The sequence below is a fragment of the Arthrobacter sp. UYCu723 genome (assembly GCF_054059215.1).
Window position 1 is genome coordinate 176,660 of sequence record NZ_JBSSBW010000001.1, and the last position, 17,615, is coordinate 194,274.

The 17,615-nt window shown below is 67.9% G+C and carries 15 protein-coding genes; 6 read left to right on the forward strand and 9 right to left on the reverse strand.

Annotated elements, in window-relative coordinates:
• Positions 1-145: 145 nt before the first annotated feature.
• The 4 genes from infB to ACVWZ8_RS00850 all read right to left on the reverse strand — a co-directional run bounded on the left by infB (position 146) and on the right by ACVWZ8_RS00850 (position 5,409).
• Positions 146-3,094 carry a translation initiation factor IF-2 gene (gene infB / locus ACVWZ8_RS00835; RefSeq protein WP_456503483.1) on the reverse strand — a complete coding sequence of 983 codons (2,949 nt, stop codon included), beginning with the start codon at positions 3,092-3,094 and terminating at the stop codon, positions 146-148.
• A 152-nt stretch (positions 3,095-3,246) separates the two neighbouring features.
• Positions 3,247-3,588, reverse strand: coding sequence for a YlxR family protein (locus tag ACVWZ8_RS00840; RefSeq protein ID WP_456503484.1), 342 nt, complete (start codon positions 3,586-3,588; stop codon positions 3,247-3,249).
• 223 nt (positions 3,589-3,811) lie between these two features.
• A complete protein-coding gene (nusA, locus tag ACVWZ8_RS00845) occupies positions 3,812-4,792 on the reverse strand; it encodes a transcription termination factor NusA (protein ID WP_426976742.1) in 981 nt (326 codons plus the stop codon).
• Positions 4,792-5,409: a ribosome maturation factor RimP gene (locus ACVWZ8_RS00850; protein WP_456503485.1), complete on the reverse strand. Its 618-nt coding sequence runs from the start codon at positions 5,407-5,409 to the stop codon at positions 4,792-4,794. Before ACVWZ8_RS00850 ends, nusA begins: the two co-directional genes overlap by 1 nt.
• An 87-nt stretch (positions 5,410-5,496) precedes the next feature.
• On the opposite strand from ACVWZ8_RS00850, the gene ACVWZ8_RS00855 reads away from it, so the two are divergent.
• The 3 genes from ACVWZ8_RS00855 (at position 5,497) to ACVWZ8_RS00865 (ending at position 8,717) form a co-directional block, all read left to right on the forward strand.
• Positions 5,497-6,654 (forward strand): ferritin-like domain-containing protein, encoded by a 1,158-nt coding sequence (locus ACVWZ8_RS00855; protein ID WP_456503486.1) that lies wholly within the window; start codon positions 5,497-5,499, stop codon positions 6,652-6,654.
• Positions 6,655-6,853: 199 nt separating this feature from the next.
• Complete coding sequence (locus ACVWZ8_RS00860) at positions 6,854-7,579, forward strand: VIT1/CCC1 transporter family protein (RefSeq protein ID WP_426976737.1); 726 nt, start codon at positions 6,854-6,856, stop codon at positions 7,577-7,579.
• Positions 7,580-7,634: 55 nt separating this feature from the next.
• Entirely contained in the window at positions 7,635-8,717 is a 1,083-nt protein-coding gene (locus tag ACVWZ8_RS00865; protein WP_426976735.1) for an aminoglycoside phosphotransferase family protein, read from the forward strand.
• Here ACVWZ8_RS00865 and ACVWZ8_RS00870 read toward each other — a convergent pair.
• Genes ACVWZ8_RS00870 through ACVWZ8_RS00880 form a run of 3 tightly spaced genes read right to left on the reverse strand, consistent with a single transcriptional unit; the run spans position 8,714 to position 12,840 of the window.
• Positions 8,714-10,147: a pyridoxal phosphate-dependent decarboxylase family protein gene (locus ACVWZ8_RS00870; RefSeq protein ID WP_456503487.1), complete on the reverse strand. Its 1,434-nt coding sequence runs from the start codon at positions 10,145-10,147 to the stop codon at positions 8,714-8,716. The two genes, ACVWZ8_RS00865 and ACVWZ8_RS00870, sit on opposite strands and share 4 nt — an antisense overlap.
• A 57-nt stretch (positions 10,148-10,204) precedes the next feature.
• Positions 10,205-10,999 (reverse strand): sulfite exporter TauE/SafE family protein, encoded by a 795-nt coding sequence (locus tag ACVWZ8_RS00875; RefSeq protein WP_456503488.1) that lies wholly within the window; start codon positions 10,997-10,999, stop codon positions 10,205-10,207.
• A 29-nt stretch (positions 11,000-11,028) separates the two neighbouring features.
• The gene (locus ACVWZ8_RS00880; RefSeq protein WP_456503489.1) at positions 11,029-12,840 is read right to left on the reverse strand and encodes a proline--tRNA ligase; all 1,812 of its coding nucleotides are present in this window, start codon (positions 12,838-12,840) and stop codon (positions 11,029-11,031) included.
• A 441-nt stretch (positions 12,841-13,281) separates the two neighbouring features.
• Here ACVWZ8_RS00880 and ACVWZ8_RS00885 point away from each other — a divergent pair, with 441 nt between their 5' ends.
• From ACVWZ8_RS00885 to ACVWZ8_RS00895, 3 genes are read left to right on the forward strand one after another with little or no spacing between them, the layout of a single operon-like run.
• Entirely contained in the window at positions 13,282-14,112 is an 831-nt protein-coding gene (locus ACVWZ8_RS00885; RefSeq protein WP_456503490.1) for an ABC transporter ATP-binding protein, read from the forward strand.
• Positions 14,113-14,120: 8 nt separating this feature from the next.
• Positions 14,121-14,864 carry an ABC transporter permease gene (locus ACVWZ8_RS00890; RefSeq protein WP_426979852.1) on the forward strand — a complete coding sequence of 248 codons (744 nt, stop codon included), beginning with the start codon at positions 14,121-14,123 and terminating at the stop codon, positions 14,862-14,864.
• Positions 14,861-15,553 (forward strand): TetR/AcrR family transcriptional regulator, encoded by a 693-nt coding sequence (locus tag ACVWZ8_RS00895; protein ID WP_456503491.1) that lies wholly within the window; start codon positions 14,861-14,863, stop codon positions 15,551-15,553. Before ACVWZ8_RS00890 ends, ACVWZ8_RS00895 begins: the two co-directional genes overlap by 4 nt.
• On the opposite strand, the gene ACVWZ8_RS00900 is transcribed toward ACVWZ8_RS00895, so the two are convergent.
• Positions 15,550-16,437: a GNAT family N-acetyltransferase gene (locus ACVWZ8_RS00900; protein WP_426979851.1), complete on the reverse strand. Its 888-nt coding sequence runs from the start codon at positions 16,435-16,437 to the stop codon at positions 15,550-15,552. The genes ACVWZ8_RS00895 and ACVWZ8_RS00900 overlap by 4 nt on opposite strands.
• The gene (gene ispG / locus ACVWZ8_RS00905) at positions 16,400-17,566 is read right to left on the reverse strand and encodes a flavodoxin-dependent (E)-4-hydroxy-3-methylbut-2-enyl-diphosphate synthase (protein ID WP_456503492.1); all 1,167 of its coding nucleotides are present in this window, start codon (positions 17,564-17,566) and stop codon (positions 16,400-16,402) included. The genes ACVWZ8_RS00900 and ispG overlap by 38 nt, the downstream gene beginning before the upstream one ends.
• Positions 17,567-17,615: the final 49 nt, after the last annotated feature.

Genomic DNA, 17,615 nt, shown 5'->3' on the forward strand with positions numbered 1-17,615 from the left:
CCGTTGGATTTTTTCCGGCGGCCTGGGAGTGGCATCGGGCCTGCCGGAGCTGGGCGGCAAGGGATCGCAGATCCCATGCCGCCCAGCGTAGGGGCGGGGCCGCCGGAAAAATCCAACGGCCCCGCACCTGTAACGCTAAACCGCCTTAGACGCGCGGCTTTTCGCGCATCTCAAAGGTCTCGATGATGTCACCTTCGTTGATGTCGTTGAACGAGCCAAGACCGATACCACACTCGAAGTCCGTGCGGACCTCGGTGGCGTCGTCCTTGAAGCGCTTGAGCGTCTCAACGGCGAGGTTGTCACCGATGATCTTGCCGTCGCGGGTGATGCGGGCCTTGACGTTGCGTCGGATAACACCCGAGCGAACGATCGAGCCTGCAATGTTGCCGAACTTGGAGGAACGGAACACCTCGCGGACCTCGGCGGTGCCAAGCTGGACCTCTTCGTACTCGGGCTTGAGCATGCCCTTGAGGGCCATCTCGATGTCATCGATTGCTGCGTAGATGACGGAGTAGAAGCGCATGTCCACGCCTTCGCGGTCTGCCAGTTCGGCAACACGCTCGGCGGGCTTGACGTTGAATCCGATGATGACGGCGCTGTCGACCGTTGCCAGGTTGACGTCGTTCTGCGTGATCGCACCCACACCGCGGTGGATGATGCGCAGCTGGACGCCTTCGCCGACGTCGATCTTGAGCAGCGCGTCCTCGAGGGCTTCCACGGCACCGGACACATCACCCTTGAGGATGAGGTTGAGGGTGTCGATCTTGCCTTCGGCGACAGCCTGGTCGAAGTCTTCCAGGCTGATGCGCTTGCGGCGCTTGGCCAGGGCGGCGTTGCGGTCGGCGGTTTCACGCTTCTCGGCGATCTGGCGGGCGGTGCGCTCGTCAGCGGTCACGAAGAAGGTGTCACCGGCGCGCGGGACGTTGGACAGACCCAGGACCTGCACGGGGCGGGACGGGCCGGCCTCGGTCAGGACGCTGCCGTCGTCGTCGAACATCGCACGGACTCGGCCGTGGGCCGTGCCTGCCACGATGGTGTCGCCGACGTGCAGGGTGCCGGACTGAACCAGGACGGTGGCAACGGAACCGCGGCCCTTGTCCAGGTTGGCTTCAATCGCGATACCGCGGGCATCCTTGTTCGGGTTGGCGCGCATGTCGAGGGCAGCGTCTGCGGTGAGCAGGACAGCCTCGAGCAGCTCGTCGATGTTGAGGTTCTGGCGGGCAGAGACCTCGACGAACATGGTGTCGCCACCGTACTCTTCCGGAACCAGTCCGTACTCGGTCAGCTGGCCGCGGACCTTCTCCGGGTTGGCGCCTTCCTTGTCGATCTTGTTCACAGCCACGACGATCGGCACGTTGGCCGCCTGTGCGTGGTTGAGGGCCTCAACGGTCTGCGGCATCACGCCGTCGTCCGCTGCGACCACCAGGATGGCGATGTCGGTGACCTTCGCACCACGGGCACGCATGGCGGTGAACGCCTCGTGGCCCGGAGTATCGATGAAGGTGATCTTGCGATCGATGCCTTCGTGCTCGTGGCTGACCTGGTAGGCACCGATGTGCTGCGTGATGCCGCCGTGCTCGCCCGCCATGACGTCGGACTTGCGGATGGCATCCAGCAGCCGGGTCTTACCGTGGTCAACGTGACCCATGACGGTGACAACCGGAGGACGTGCCTCGAGGTCTTCATCGCCTTCGGCTTCCAGCTCGGCTTCGAAGTCAATGTCGAAGCCGGAGAGCAGCTCGCGCTCCTCGTCCTCCGGTGACACGACCTGGAGCTTGTAGCCAAGCTCCTCGCCGAGCAGTGCGAAGGTCTCTTCATCCAGCGACTGCGTGGCCGTGGCCATTTCGCCGAGGTGGAAGAGCACGGTCACCAGCGCGGCGGGGTTCGCCTCGATCTTGTCGGCAAAGTCCGTGATGGACGAGCCACGGCGAAGCCGGACTACGGTGTTGCCGTCGCCGCGGGGTACGCTCACGCCGCCCAGCGACGGAGCACTCATCTGCTCGAGTTCCTGGCGCTTGGCGCGCTTCGACTTGCGCTGCTTGCCACGGCCTGCGCCGCCCTTACCGAAAGCACCCTGGGTGCCACCGCGGCCGCGGCCACCCTTGCCGAAGCCACCGCCGGCCGGAGCGCCGCCACCGGCACTGGGAGCACCCGTGCCTGGAGCGCCACCCGGACGGCCCGGACCACGTGCACCGCCGCCGGGACGGCCTGCACCAGCCGGTGCCGGACGTTCGGTGCGGTTAGGCATCATGCCGGGAGTCGGACGGTTTCCGCCAGCGCCTGCCGGACGGCCTGCGCCGGGAGCGCCAGCCGGACGGGGAGCACCCGGACGTGCACCCGGAGCGCCGCCGGTGCGGGGAGCACCCGGACGGGGACCCCCTGCGCCTGCTGCGGGACGCGGGCCGCCGGGGCGTTCGCCCTCGGTACGGCTTCCGCCCGGACGGGGCATGCCCTGGGAAGGAGCGAACGGGTTGTTACCCGGACGCGAGGGACGTTCGTTGTCCCCGCCGCGGCCCCGGGGCATGCCCTGGGACGTGGCGAAGGGGTTGTTGCCGGGACGGGGGCCGCCCGGACGGGGTGCCGAACCCTGGCGTGCCGGAGCAGCCGGAGCTTCAGCCTTCGGGGCAGGCCGCGCGCCGGGCTTGATGCCCGTCGACGGAGCCGTCGAGGGAGCGGCCGGAGCCTGGGCAGCGGGAGCCGCCGGTGCGGCGCTGGCCGCAGCCGGCGCAGCGGCGGGTGCTGCCTGTGCGGCGGGTGCCGGGGCAGCTGCTGCCGGAGCCGGGGCTTCGGACTTGCTTGCTGCTGCCTGCGCCGGGGCACCGGGCGCAGCCGGGGCACCGGGCGCAGCCGGGGCCGGCGCAGGCGCCGGACGGGTTGCCGAGGGGCTGGCGGGTGCCTGGGGGGCGGACGCGGGCGCTTCTGACTTCGAAGCTGCCGCGTCGGGGAATGCGTTGCGGAGTTTCCGCACAACGGGGGCCTCAATGGTGGAAGAGGCAGAGCGAACGAATTCGCCCAGTTCCTGCAGTTTGGTTACTGCATCTTTGGAAGTAATACCGAGCTCTTTTGCAAGCTCATGTACGCGGACCTTGGCCACATTTCTCCTGTCTCGGTCCGCACCGAGCCAGGCACGAACCGTCTACTTCTTAATGCGGGCCTCCGCCGCGAGTGCAGCTGAAAGGCCCATTGCAGAGCGCAACAAAGTTGTCATCGTTGCGCACTCATCGCTGGGAACTCATCGGGTTTCCATCAGTTTTCTGACCCGCTTTCAGGTTGGACGGTTGTTGCTGCGGCCACCGGAGTGCCCGCGGCTTTCGTGCCTGCCATGATCCGGCGCTCGACGTCGTCTGTACCGGTTACGCCGTTGAGGGCGCGTCCGAACGCTCGACGTTTGACCGCCAGTGCCAGGCACTTTTCGCTGGGGTGCAGCCATGCACCCCGGCCAGCCATCCGGCGTCGTTCATCCACTACGACGGCGGATGAACCGCTGCCGCCGGAGACGATCCGGAGTAACTCAGACCGCGAGCCTTTTTGTCGGCATCCGATGCAGGTGCGCTGCGGCTGATTCTCGAGGTGTTGCACTTGTGCCACGTCCGAGTATCTTCCTGCCAGTACCTGTCTGCCTGCCCGTGGATTCCGGAGCCCGCCCGGCGAAGTGTCTGGGAACTACGACTTTGCCAAGCGAAAACCCGGATGCGCTGAGGGCACGCGGACACCGGCCCATAGGCGCGGTCATGACCATTCTAGCCCCTCCAGCGCCCGGACCCCGAACTTGAGCGGACGCCGACGCTGACGGGCGGACCGGAAGTGCGGCCTATTTGTCGCGGTTGACGACGGCGTCGGAGACGATGTCGATCCGCCAGCCGGTGAGCTTGGCGGCGAGCCGCGCGTTCTGGCCTTCCTTGCCGATGGCGAGGGAGAGCTGGTAGTCAGGGACGACGACGCGGGCGGACCGGGTCGCTTCGTCCATGATCGTGACGGAATTCACCCTTGACGGCGACAGCGCGCTGGCGATGAAGCTTGCCGGGTCATCGCTGTAGTCGACGATGTCGATCTTCTCGTCGTTCAGCTCGGTCATGACAGCCCGGACGCGGGAACCCATTTCACCGATGCAGGCGCCCTTGGCATTGATCCCCGGGGTTTTCGCCTTGACGGCAATCTTGGTGCGGTGACCGGCTTCGCGGGCCAGGGCGACGATCTCCACGGAACGGTCCGCGATCTCCGGAACTTCCAGTTCGAAGAGCTTCCGGACGAGCCCGGGGTGCGAGCGGGACAGCGTGATGGAGGGGCCCTTGGTGCCCCGGTGCACATCGATCACGAAGGCGCGGAGCCGGTTGCCGTGGATGTATTTCTCCCCCGGAACCTGCTCGGGCGGCGGGAGCAGCGCCTCCACGGTGCCGAGGTTGACCTGGATCATGTGCGGGTTGTTGCCCTGCTGGATGGTTCCGGCCACGAGTTCGCCTTCGCGGCCCTTGAACTGGCCGAGGACGTTGTCATCCTCAGCATCGCGCAGACGCTGCAGGATGATCTGCCGTGCGGTGCTTGCAGCAATGCGGCCAAAGCCCGCGGGGGTGTCCTCGAACTCGCCGATCGGGGCGCCGTCGTCGTCGATCTCGGTGGCCCAGATGGTCACGTGGCCGCTCTTGCGGTCCAGCTCGGCGCGTGCCTTCTCGAAGGCCCCCGGAGTCTTGTGATAGGCCACCAGCAGGGCCTGCTCGATGGTCGGGATCAGGAGATCCAGCGGGATTTCACGCTCACGCTCCAGGAGTCTCAGTGCGCTCATGTCAATATCCATCAGGCCTCCTCAGAAGGTCCATTGTTTGCGTCTTCCAGCCCGGCCTCTTCGAGGTGGCTGAACTCTATCTCGACTTTTCCGCTACGGATCCTGTCGAAAGGAATCTTGACCGGCTCGCCCTGCTTCGGCTTCATGCCCTTCTTGACGGCGATTTCCGGGACCAGGCTGACGCCGCCGTCATCGACGGACTGGATCCTGCCGGTGACGTTTTCGCCCTGCAGGACTTTGACCGTGACCATCCGCCCGCGGGCGCGGTGCCAGTGCCGCTCCTCGGCGAGGGGACGCCCGACGCCGGGCGATGAGACCTCGAGCTCGTACGGGCGGGCGTCCGTGCTGGGATCGTTGTCCAGGATGTCCGAGAGGGTCTTGGAAATCTCGGCGATGACATCGAGGGTGACGCCGCCTGTCTCTTCCTGGGGCAGGTCCACCACTACGTGGACCACCCGGTTGGCGCCGGCGACGTGGATGGAAACGTCCTCAAGGTACAGGCGGTTTGCCAGGACTGCGGGTTCCAGGAGGGCGCGAAGGCGCTCGGCCTCCAAATTCTGAGCGGGTGCGGCTTCAGCCTTCCCCGTCCCGGTCCGGTCTGTTGAAGTCGTGGCTTCTGCGTTGGTCATGATGCCGGCCGCCTCCCGCTAGATGATGTTGTGTGTACTAGCCTAGCGATTTTCCAGGCACCATGGTGCACGGAGTTCCCAGCCGGCATGACAACATGGTCTGTTGTGAAAGACGACACCAGGGAAAAGCGTTGGCGCGGGCTCACTCCGCGGTTCCTGCCCCGCTTCGCCCTCTTGGCGTGTATCGCCGTGGTGGTGGCCAGCCTCGGCGTGGCTTTGATTCCCCGGAGCCCCAAAGCGCCCGGGGAACCGCCGTTTTCTGAGCGGGCGCGGGCTGCGGCACTGTCCGAAACCCTGCGGCTCCGGGCAGCCGGAGAGCAGCTCGGCAACTCCGCATCGGGCGCCGGCCAGTCCTCCCTTTCGCAGACTGTGACGTTGCTGACAACCCAGGCCCGGGCGCTTCTGGCCCCCCAGGCTGCGCTGATTACCCCGTCCGTGCAGTCAACCCCGTCCTTGCAGTCAAACCCGTCCGCAACCGGTGACCAGTCCTCCCCGGCGCCTCCCCTGCCGGACACAGCCGCCGGGCTCGCCGCCGCCCTCGCCGGCAGCGGCTCCGAGCGGATCGCTGACGCTGCCGTGGCCGACGGCGGTATGGCCCGGCTACTGGCCGCCGTCGGGACCGCGCAGCTTCTTCAGGCGTCCTCGCTCGCGGCGGCCTCCGGCGCCCCGGCACACCTGCAGGCGGACCCGGCGCCGCCACAATTGTCCGGAGCCTGCCCCGGCCCATCGGCATCGGCCTCCCCGGCCGGCACGAGCGCCGGGGACGGTGGCCCGACGATTGAGGCGGCGCTTGAAGCGGCAGTGCGGACAGAACTCCAAAGCATCTACGGCTATCAGCTTGCCCTGACCAGGCTGGGCGGCGACGCGGCGAAATCGGCGGCTGAACAGCTGGCCCGCCACGAAGCGCTTGTCAGCGGCGCGGAATCCCTAAGCCGCGGCCACTGTGTCTCCCCTCCATCGCAGGAGGCCGGCTATGCCTTGGCGCCGTCCTTCCTGGCCTCGCCCGCCGCCGGACTCGCCGGACTTGAAACCGCCGCACTGCCGGTCTACGCCGATCTGGTGGCCCTGAGCGAGGGAGAAACCAGGCAATGGGCCCTCTCCGCTCTCGTGGGTTCCGCCCGCCGGGCCGTGCTGTGGGGCGCAGAGCCCGGGCCCGTGCCCGGCCTGGCGGCAGACCCGGACGCCTTCCCGCCGTTGCCGACACTTCCTCCGTCGTCCAGCCCCGGTCGCTCGCAGGCAGGGTGACCGCACCGTCCGGGGCTACTTTGAGCCCCCCCAACGGGCGATGACTGGCTAGAACGCGGCGAGTCCGTGTCAAAGTGCCCCCGCCCGGCCCGCCGGAGGGCGAAAGTGCAAGCGAAGCTGGCGTCGGACCGAGCCTTGGCTTGACTTGCTTAGGGTCGTAATACTGGCCAGCCCGTGGCACTGGTGCTTTGCTGTAATCATGGACAGCCGCGCACCCACACTGCATGAGAACGAGCCCCATCACAACGACCTCGCCCACCGCCTCAATTGGCTTCGTGCCGGTGTGCTGGGCGCCAATGACGGAATCGTCTCGGTCGCCGCTATCGTAGTCGGCGTCGCCGGCGTCACCACGGACTCCGGACCCATCCTGGTCGCCGGCACCGCCGGCGTGGTAGGCGGCGCCATCTCCATGGCCCTGGGCGAATACGTCTCCGTCAGCAGCCAGAAGGACAGCCAGCGGGCCTTGATCGCGAAGGAACGCCGGGAGCTGCTGGACGAGCCCGAAGAGGAACTGGAAGAACTTGCTGCCATCTACCAGGCCAAAGGACTCAGCGCAGAGACTGCCCGCACGGTGGCCCTCGAACTCACCAAGCACGACGCCCTGGCCGCTCACCTTTCGGCGGAGCTTAACATCGACGAGACCGATATCGTCAGCCCCTGGCACGCCGCCTTCGCCTCGTTCGTCGCGTTCCTGATCGGTGCCATCCTGCCGATGCTGGCCATACTGCTGCCGCCGGAGAACATCCGTGTCCAGTTGACCTTCGGTGCCGTCCTCGTGGCCTTGGCGATCACGGGAGCGCTGGGCGCCTGGATCGGCGGCGGCTCGAAACTGAGGGCGGCGGTCCGCGTGGTGATGGGCGGCGCGCTGGCCCTGGCGGCCACCTTCATCATCGGCAACCTGCTCGGCGCCAGCGGCGTCGTCTAGGTTCCCCGTCCCCTGCCGGCGGTGCTTCCGCTCCTCAGCCACTACGCTGGACCCGATGAGCCAGCCCGCAGATGTCCCTATCCCGCCCGATCTCAGCCGCCGGTACAGCGGCACGGTCCACGGCCGCGACTGGCTGGCGTCGCTCCCCCGGCTGGTCAACCGCTGCCTGGACCAGTGGCACCTGGTGCTGGACCTTGCGCCGGGTTGGCTGCCGTGGACCGGACATGGGGCCATCGTGGTGCCGGTCCGGCGTATGGGCGCCGACAGCGGGATGCGGGAAGCTGCCGTCCTGAAAATCGCCTATCCGCACGACGAGGCGCTCGTGGAACGGCACGCGCTCACCTTGTGGGGCGGGGACGGCGCCGTCCGGCTGCTGGCGGCCGACTCCGACGCCGGCGCGCTGCTGCTTGAGCGCCTGGACGCTGCCCGCTCCCTGCAGGACCTTCCGTTGGACTCGGCTGTGGCCGTCTGGGGAGCCGTGGTGCGCCGGCTCAGCCTGGTGCCCGACCTGACGCCAGCCGGCCGGCCGGAGTGGCAGGAATTCGACCATATTGCGGCCCGGGCCGAGCAATGGAGCGATGAGCTGCCCGAGAGCTGGGAGCAACTGGGCCGCCCGTTCCCACGCTGGCTGCTGGAGGCGGCACTCGAGGTGTGCCAGACCCGCGGAGCCGTCGGCCGCCGCTCGGGGACCGATGTGCTGGTCCATACCGATTTGCACTACCTGAACATCCTGGCCCGTCCGGTACGGCCCGGCGGGCCGGAGGATGCGGACGGTTCGGAAGTTGCCGACGCGGAAAGCTACGCCGCGATCGATCCGCAGCCCATGATCGGCGAGGCGGAATTCGCGGTGGCTCCGCTGTTGTGGAACCGGATTCCCGAGCTGTCACGGGCGGATCCGGAGCGGGGACTGCTGGAGCGCTGCCGGGACTTCAGCGCCGCCGCCGGCCTCGACGCCGAAACCGCCCGCCAGTGGAGCCTGGCCCGGGAAGTGGACAACGCCCTCTGGTACGCCTCGAAACCCGGCCACCACGGAGACCTGGCCCGCTCGCTCTGGGTTGCCAGCACCCTCGCCGGACGCACCTTGCCGGAGCTGCCCTCACCGCACGAACTGCCGGCTCCGGGGGAAGCGGCAGGCTAAGCGTGGCGCCCACGGACCGCGGCCAGGGCGTCCCGGACAGCGTCGACGGCGACCGCCACGTCGGCGTCGTCCGTGCTCCAGTTGCTGACGGAAATCCGCAGGATGTCCCGGTCCTGCCAGCGCGAGCCGGACATCCAGACCCGGCCGTCACTGATGATCCTTTCGGTCACCGCCTGGGTCACGGCGTCGTCGCCGAAGGCCAGCGAGACCTGCGTGTAGTCCACGTCGTTAAGCACCTCGACGCCGTCGAGCGCGGACAATTCCTCCGCCAGCTGCGAGGCGCGACGCACGAGCCCGCGGACCTGGCCGGCGACGCCGTTCCGGCCCAGCGATTTCAGCGCCGCCCACACCGGCACGCCGCGGGCACGGCGGGACAGCTCCGGAACCGTCTCGAACGGGTCCGCCGCGCCGTCCGCGTCCTGGATCAGGTAGCTGGTGTGCAGCCCCATCGCCGATCGCAGTGGCCGGGCGTCGCGCACGACCGCGATCCCGCAGTCGTAGGGGACATTGAGGGTCTTGTGCGCGTCGGTGCCCCAGGAATCGGCCCCCTGCAGCCCGGCCGTCAGGGCAGACAGTTCCGGCACGGCGGCGGCCCAGAGTCCGAACGCACCGTCCACGTGCACCCAGGCCCCGTGGGCTTTCGCGACGGCGATCGCCTCCACAAAGGGATCGAAGGCTCCGGAATGGAGGTTCCCGGCCTGCAGGCAGACCAGCAGCGGGGCCGGGCCTGATCCGTTGGCACCGACTGACGCATTGGCAAGGGCGCCGTCCAAGGCGCAGTCGAGTTCCGCAGGGTTGATGCGGCCCTGCCGGTCCGCGGGGACCACCGTGGGCCGCCCCAGCCCCAGGTACCGCAGGCCGAGGTCGATAGTGTCGTGCCGTTCCTGGCCCACGAAACAGCGGATCCGGGGCGCCCCGCTGAGGCCGTCGCCGTCGAGGTTCCAGCCGGCGTCGGCCATCAGGCGCCACCGTGCCGCGGCCAGGCCGGTGAAGTTCGCCATCGTGGCACCGGTGGCGAAGCCGACGTCGGACTCTTCCGGAAGCCCCAGCAGCTCGAGCAGCCACTTGCCGGCGGCTTCTTCGATGGCGGCCGTCGCGGGAGTGGCGAAACGCAACCCGGTGTTCTGGTCCCAGGCGCTGACCAGCCAGTCCGCGGCCAGTGCGGCCGGCAGGGTGCCGCCGATGACCCAGCCGAAGAACCGTCCGGAGGGCATCGCCATCAGGCCGGGTTCGGCCTTTCGGGCCAGGTAGTCCACGACCTCTGCGGCTGGCATTCCTTTCCGGGGCAGCGGACCGCCGAAGTCGGCCGCGAGCTCGGCCGCCGTGGACTTCGGTCCGATGTGGCGTGTTCCCTGGCTCTCGAGCCACCGGCGCGCGTGAGCGGCCGCGGCTTCGAGGGCATCGCGGTAGCGTTCCTCACCTGCTGACATAGCTGCATGCTACGCCCGGGTCCAGCGGACCGGGAGTCCCTTGCGGGAGCCGCGGGCCTAGGTGAAGTTGTCCTGCCAGACGTCGGAGCCGAGCTTGATGATCAGCGCGGCCACGACCACCAGGAACACGATCCGGATGAACTTGCTGCCCTGCCGGACCGCAGTCCGGGCGCCGACGTAGCCGCCGGCCATGTTCGCCAGGCCCAGCAGCAGCCCGAGCCCCCACAGCACGGCACCGTGCGGCACGAAGAACAGCAGGGCACCGGCGTTGGTGGCAACGTTCACGATCTTGGCCTTGGCGCTGGCTTCCAGGAAGGCGTAGCCCATGGCCGAGACGAGGGCGATGATCAGGAACGAACCCGTGCCGGGACCGATCATGCCGTCATAGAAGCCGATCACGCCGCCGATCACGCAGGCCACCACGTAGTGCCGGTGCCCCGCGTGGCGCAGCTTGGTCAGCTCGCCGAGGCCGGGCTGGAAGGCGGTGAAAAGCGCGACGGCGATCAGCGCCACCACGATGATCGGCTTGAACACACTCGCCGGCAGGTTGGCGGCCACCGCCGCCCCGCCGAAACTGCCCGCCATCGCGATCGCCGCCATGGGCAGGGCGGTGCGCAGATCGGGCCGGACACGGCCGTAGTACGTGACCGCACTCGTGGTGGTGCCGAAGATGGAGCCCATCTTGTTGGTCGCCAGCGCCTGGACCGGGCTGATGCCCGGCACCAGGAGCATCGCCGGGAGCTGGATTAGCCCGCCGCCACCAACGACGGCGTCGACCCAGCCCGCGGCCAGGCCGGCCACGACGATCAGGATGACAGTTCCGAGCTGGATCGACTCGAGTCCGGAGACCATTACTTAGTACGGCCCAGGACTGTGCAGCATCAGCTGTTGCGCACGGCGTTGACTACGTAGTCAACAGCCTTGTCAACGGCTACATTCTCGGCATTGCCGCTGCGGCGGTCCTTGATCTCCACGACCCCGTCCACGAGTCCGCGCCCTACGGCGAGGATGGTGGGCACGCCGACGAGTTCGGCGTCGCCGAACTTCACGCCCGGGGACACCTTGGGGCGGTCGTCATAGATGACGTCCAGGCCGGCGGCTTCGAGCTCGAGGGACAGCTTTTCCGCGGCGGCAAAGATTTCTTCGCCGCGGCCGACAGCCACCACGTGGACATCGGCCGGTGCGACGGCGCGCGGCCAGACCAGGCCCTTGTCGTCATGGTTGGATTCGGCCAGGGCGGCGACGGCACGGGTGACCCCGACGCCGTAGGAGCCCATGGTGACGACGACCTGCTTGCCGTTCTGGTCCAGGACCAACAGACCGAGGGCCTCGGCGTACTTGCGGCCGAGCTGGAAGATGTGGCCCATTTCGATGCCGCGCGCCGTTTCCAGCGGTCCGGACCCGTCGGGGGCCTCGTCGCCGGCACGCACGTCGGTGCATTCGATCACGCCGTCCCAGCCGAAGTCGCGGCCCGCGACCAGGCCGAACACGTGCTGGCCGGCCTCGTTGGCGCCGGTGACCCAGGCGGAGCCGCTGACGACGCGGGGATCCACGAGGTAGAGCACCTTCGCGGCGCCCTCGGTGCCCAGCAGTGGCGCGTCCAGGGACAGGCCCGGGCCGAGGTAGCCCTTGACGATGAGCGGCTGCTTCTTGAGGTCTTCGTCGTTGGCGGCCTCCAGCGTGATCTCGCCGGCGATCGGCAGGAAGGAACTGATGTTCGCTTCCACCCGCTTGAGATCGACGCCGCGGTCGCCCGGCAGCCCGATGACGACGATCTGGCGTTCGCCGGTCGGCAGCGTCACGGCGAGCACGACGTTCTTGAGGGTGTCGGCGGCAGTCCAGGCGCCGCCGTCGGACTCGGCACGGGGAACGAGGAGGTTGGCGGCGTCGACCAGGGTGTCGATCGTCGGGGTGTCCGGGGTGTCCCGGACTTCCGCGGCGGGGGCGTCGCTGAAGTCGATGTCCGCGGGGACCACGGTGGTGACGGCCTCGACGTTGGCCGCATAGCCTCCCGCGGAACGCACGAAGGTGTCCTCGCCGATCTCGGTGGGGTGCAGGAATTCCTCGCTCTTGGAGCCGCCCATGGCGCCGGCCGTGGCGGCAACCGGAATAACCTCGAGGCCGAGGCGCTCGAAGATCTTCAGGTACGCGCCGCGGTGCGCGGCGTAGCTGGCGTCCAGGCCGGCGTCGTCGACGTCGAAGGAGTAGGAGTCCTTCATGATGAATTCGCGGCCGCGCAGCAGGCCTGCCCGGGGGCGTGCCTCGTCGCGGTACTTGTTCTGGATCTGGTAGATGCTCAGCGGCAGGTCCTTGTACGAGGAATACAGGTCCTTGACCAGCAGGGTGAACATTTCCTCGTGCGTCGGGGCGAGCAGGTAGTCGTTGCCCTTGCGGTCCTTGAGTCGGAAGATCCCATCGCCGTACTCGGTCCACCGGTTGGTGGCCTCGTAGGGCTCCTTGGGCAGCAGTGCCGGGAAGTGGACTTCCTGGGCGCCGATGGCCGTCATTTCCTCGCGGACCACCCGCTCGACCTTGCGCAGCACGCTCAGCCCGAGCGGCAGCCAGGTGTAGATGCCCGGCGCGGCGCGGCGGATGTAGCCGGCACGGACGAGGAGCCGGTGGCTGGCCACTTCGGCGTCGGAGGGGTCTTCACGCAGGGTGCGCAGGAACAGCTTGGAGAGTCGAAGGACCACTGGAGGAGTATCCGTTTCTGGGAGGTGCCGGGAAAACCCAGTAAAACCGGGCAGAACTGAGCAAAAGCGTCTAGGTACTAATCTACCGTCAGCCCGGACACGGAAGAGCCACGCCATCACAGCTGGAAGCCCCTGGCCGTCTCCGGCTGGTCATCCCGTCATGGCGTGGCTCTGCGGCCCCCAACGCCGCCAGATCTCCGGCAGTGAGCTACTTTTGTGTTGCCCTTGAAGGCATTTGCGGCCCCGGGTTCTCCGCGGGCCGCACGCGCCCTTGCGGCACGGCTAGGTAGAACCTATGTGATTTCCGGGCCGAAAACAAGAGTCCGCATCCGGTTATTTTTCCGTTGACCGAACCTTTCCAGGGGTCTAGATTCAATTCATCAGTTGATGAATTGAATCGCATTGCCCTTATCGGCATTGCCCTTTTCGGCAGAGGAAACCATGTCCCATTCAGCGGCGGGCGCCGTCCCCCTCGGGGAAGCAGCGGTGCAGGTGAACGGCCTGCGCATCGTGAAGGCCGGAAAGAACATTCTGCAGGACGTCGACTTCGCCATCCCCCTGGGGCGGATCACCGGATTGTTGGGCCCCTCCGGCAGCGGCAAGACCACCCTGATGCGCACCATTGTGGGAGTCCAGCGCATAACCTCCGGCTCGGTGACCGTGCTCGGCAGGCCCGCCGGCCATCCGTCCCTCCGGCAGGAAGTCGGCTACGTCACCCAGTCGGCCAGCGTCTACCCTGACCTCAGCGTCGAAGCCAACGTTCGCTATTTCGGCGCCATGCACGGCACCGACAGGCGCGATGCCGCCGAGGTGATTGCCGCCGTCGGGCTGGAAGGGCAGGCGCGCACCAGGACGGCGGACCTGTCCGGAGGCGAAGTGAGCCGCGTGTCGCTGGCCTGCGCCCTCGTGGCCCGCCCGAAGCTGCTCATCCTCGATGAGCCCACCGTGGGCCTGGACCCCGTCCTCCGGGCAGATCTCTGGGATCGCTTCGGGGCCATGGCCAGGTCAGGGAGCACCCTGCTGATCTCCAGCCATGTCATGGAAGAGGCCAGCCACTGCGCGTCCCTCCTGCTCCTGCGGCAGGGCCGGCTCCTCGCATCCCTCACCGCCGCCGAGCTCAGCGCGCGGGGCCGCAGCGAAGACCTGGAGCTGGCATTCCTGAACGTAATCCGGCAGGCGGAGGCCGCCGACGGGCCGCCCCCGGGCCCAGCGGCCGGATCGGATCCGGGCCGTGAAACGCGCCGGGCAGCTGAAGCGAAGGTGACGGAATGAATCTCCGCATGATGCTGGCCACGACGGCCCGCGTGCTGGACCAGCTGCGGCACGACCACCGCAGCGTGGCGCTGATGCTCGCCGTCCCCGCCCTGCTGCTGACGGCGGTGTACTTCCTCTACGAGAACGAAACCGTCCCGCCAGGCGCCGCCCGGACCTTCGACCGGGTGGGCCTCATGATGCTGGCGATCTTCCCGTTTGTGGTGATGTTCCTCGTCACGTCGATCACGATGCTCCGGGAAAGGACGTCAGGAACCCTGGAGCGGCTGCTGACCACCCCCATCCACAAAGCGGACCTGCTGTTCGGCTACGGGCTGGCGTTTTCGGTCATGGCAGCCCTCCAATCACTCGTAGCCACCGGCGTCGCGTACTGGGTGTTCGGCCTGGAGATCAAGGGCAGCCCGGGCCTTGTGGTGATGATCGCCGTCGTCAATGCGGTGCTGGGTGTGGCGCTGGGCCTGCTGTGCTCCGCGTTTGCCCGCACCGAATTCCAGGCCGTCCAGTTCATGCCCGTGGTGGTGGTGCCGCAGATCCTGCTGTGCGGGCTGTTCGTCGCGCGGGACCGGATGAACGAGGTGCTGCAAGCCGTCTCCAATGTGCTCCCCCTGACGTTTTCGGTGGATGCCCTGAAAGAGATCGCCGGCCACGCAGATGCCACGGAGCCACTGTGGCAGGACACCGGCATCCTGTCCGTGGTTGTCCTCGCGGTGCTGGTTCTGGCCTCGCTGACCCTGCGCAGGCGGAGCGGGTGAGCGGCGGCCGGCCCGAGGTCCGGCGGGGCCGCCGGGCAGGCGACACAGACTCCCGCAGCCAGATCCTCGCGTCGGCCCGGCGGTTGTTCGCGGAGCATGGCTTCGAAGGCACCAGCCTGCGCCGGATCGCACGCGAAGCCAACGTGGACCCGGCGATGATCCACCACTACTTCACCGGCAAGGATGAACTCTTTGCCCTGAGCGTTGAACTGCCCGCCGACCCGGGACTGGTGCTGGCCGGGCTGGACCGCCGCGATCCTTCACAGCGGGCCGAGCCCTTGCTCCGGGCGGTGCTGGGACTCTGGGAAAGCCCCGCGCAGCCTGGCCTCGTGGCCTTCCTCCGGGGCACGATCGGTTCAAAGGCGAAGACGGCAATGCTCCGGGAAGTGGCCAGCCGGGCCATCCTGTCCCGGATCATGGCCGGCGTTCCCGGGCCCGCGGAGGAAGTCGCCCTGCGCGGGAACCTCGTCGCCACCCAACTGGTGGGGGCGATGCTGGTGCGCTACGTCATCCGGCTCGAGCCGCTGGCCTCCGCGAGCCAGGACGAGGTAGTCAGGCTCCTGGCGCCCACCATCGAGCGATACCTCACGGGAGAATTGCCGGCTGATCCGGCGGAGGAAGCGCCGGAACCGGGGGCTGGGGCGGGAGGGATCGCCTCCGGAAACGGCACCCGGACGAGAGACGCCTAGAAGAGAACGGTTGCGAAAGTGCCCACCTGCCGGAAGCCCACGCGCTCGTAGGTGGCACGGGCCCGGGTGTTGAAACCGTTGACATACAGGCTGGTCACCGGCGCGAGAGTCTGGGCCAGGACCACGACGGCGGCCATGTAGCCGGCGCTCTGACCCAGTCCGCGGAAGGCCGGGTTCATCCAGACCCCCTGGACCTGGCTTACGCCGGGCGTCACCGCGCCAAGCTCGGCCTTGAAGACAACCTCGCCGTCCGGGTCCAGATGGACCAGCGAATGTCCCTGGCGGATCAGGCCCCTCACCCGCCGGCTGTAATACTCCCGGCCGCCGAGATAGGGCGAATAGCCCACTTCCTCCTCGAACATTGCCGCGCAGGCAGGCAGTATTCTGTCGAAGTCCGCGAGCTGGCCGAAGCCCAGCGCCGGATTAGGCGGGACGGCAGGAGTCCCGGAAATGGTCATCAGCGGCTGGTCGTCCCGGACTTCGTGCGCGGGTTGGCCTAGCCGTTCCAGCCCGGAATAGAGGGCCATCACAGTCTCGGCCGGACCGAAGATGGAGGCGTAGCGGCGCCCGGAGCTGTGCGCGGCCATGGCCACGAGCCCGGCAAATTCCGGGTCAAGCTGCACCGGTACCAGGTTGGCGCCGGCCCAGCAGGCACCCACCAGGGCAGCGCCGTCGAACACGCCGAGGATGCTGGCTCCCCCGGCGGTGGGAGCCGCCGTGCCGGAGCTTTCCAGGTGGGAGAGGATGAAGACATTGGCGACGGCGTCCTGCCCGGCCAGGTCCAGCAGTTGTGCTGTGTCCGGGCCGTTCAGGGCACGGACTGCGACGCCGGAGCCGGTGCCGTCCCTACGAGACGCTAACCACGGGGCTACCCTTGACAGCATCTTCGCCATCGGCCTCCCCCATCTCTTCAGCGATACGCATGGCCTCTTCGATCAGTGTCTCAACAATCTGGTCCTCAGGGACAGTCTTGATGACCTCTCCCCGCACGAAGATCTGGCCCTTGCCGTTGCCCGAGGCTACACCGAGATCGGCCTCGCGTGCCTCACCGGGGCCGTTCACGACGCAGCCCATGACGGCAACGCGCAGCGGAATCTCCATGCCTTCCAGCCCTGCCGTGACCTGCTCGGCGAGCGTGTACACGTCCACCTGGGCGCGGCCGCAGGACGGGCAGGAGACGATCTCAAGCTTGCGCGGCCGCAGGTTGAGCGACTGCAGGATCTGGTTGCCCACCTTGATTTCCTCGACCGGCGGCGCGGAAAGTGAAACGCGGATGGTGTCGCCGATGCCGCGGGACAGCAGGGCACCAAAGGCGGTGGCGGACTTGATGGTGCCCTGAAACGCCGGACCGGCCTCGGTGACGCCGAGGTGCAGCGGCCAGTCACCCTGTTCGGCGAGCATTTCGTAGGCGGCCACCATGATGACCGGGTCATTGTGTTTGACCGAGATCTTGAAGTCGTAGAACCCGTGCTCTTCGAACAGCGAGGCTTCCCAGACGGCGGATTCCACGAGGGCTTCCGGAGTGGCCTTGCCGTACTTCTTCAGGATGCCCGGCTCGAGGGAGCCTGCGTTGATGCCGATCCGGATCGAGGTGCCGTGGTCCTTGGCGGCCCGGGCGATTTCCTTGACCTGGTCGTCGAACTTGCGGATGTTGCCGGGGTTGACGCGCACGGCGGCGCAGCCGGCTTCAATGGCTGCGAAGACGTATTTCGGCTGGAAGTGGATGTCCGCGATCACGGGGATCTGGGATTTCCGGGCGATGATCGGCAGGGCCGCGGCGTCGTCGGCGGACGGGCAGGCCACGCGCACGATGTCACAGCCGGAGGCCGTGAGCTCGGCGATCTGCTGCAAGGTGGCGTTGATGTCCGTGGTGGGGGTCGTCGTCATCGACTGCACGCTGATCGGCGAATCGGAGCCGACGCCGACCGAGCCCACCTTGATCTGGCGGGTCTTCCGACGGGGAGCAAGAACGGGGGGCGGTGCTGACGGCATTCCCAGGCTGACCGAGGTCACATGGACTCCTTGTAGATCGAAGGATCGATGGGCTGGTTGCGGGGACGGG

Coding starts and splice junctions, on each gene's coding strand:
- ACVWZ8_RS00860 (WP_426976737.1), top strand. CDS start 6,854: ATGGACAGCCGCGCACCCACACTGCATGAGAACGAGCCCCATCACAAC.
- ACVWZ8_RS00870 (WP_456503487.1), bottom strand. CDS start 10,147: ATGTCAGCAGGTGAGGAACGCTACCGCGATGCCCTCGAAGCCGCGGCC.
- nusA (WP_426976742.1), bottom strand. CDS start 4,792: ATGGATATTGACATGAGCGCACTGAGACTCCTGGAGCGTGAGCGTGAA.
- ACVWZ8_RS00865 (WP_426976735.1), top strand. CDS start 7,635: ATGAGCCAGCCCGCAGATGTCCCTATCCCGCCCGATCTCAGCCGCCGG.
- ACVWZ8_RS00855 (WP_456503486.1), top strand. CDS start 5,497: ATGACAACATGGTCTGTTGTGAAAGACGACACCAGGGAAAAGCGTTGG.
- ACVWZ8_RS00900 (WP_426979851.1), bottom strand. CDS start 16,437: ATGCTGTCAAGGGTAGCCCCGTGGTTAGCGTCTCGTAGGGACGGCACC.
- ACVWZ8_RS00850 (WP_456503485.1), bottom strand. CDS start 5,409: ATGACCAACGCAGAAGCCACGACTTCAACAGACCGGACCGGGACGGGG.
- ACVWZ8_RS00875 (WP_456503488.1), bottom strand. CDS start 10,999: ATGGTCTCCGGACTCGAGTCGATCCAGCTCGGAACTGTCATCCTGATC.
- ACVWZ8_RS00885 (WP_456503490.1), top strand. CDS start 13,282: ATGTCCCATTCAGCGGCGGGCGCCGTCCCCCTCGGGGAAGCAGCGGTG.
- ACVWZ8_RS00890 (WP_426979852.1), top strand. CDS start 14,121: ATGATGCTGGCCACGACGGCCCGCGTGCTGGACCAGCTGCGGCACGAC.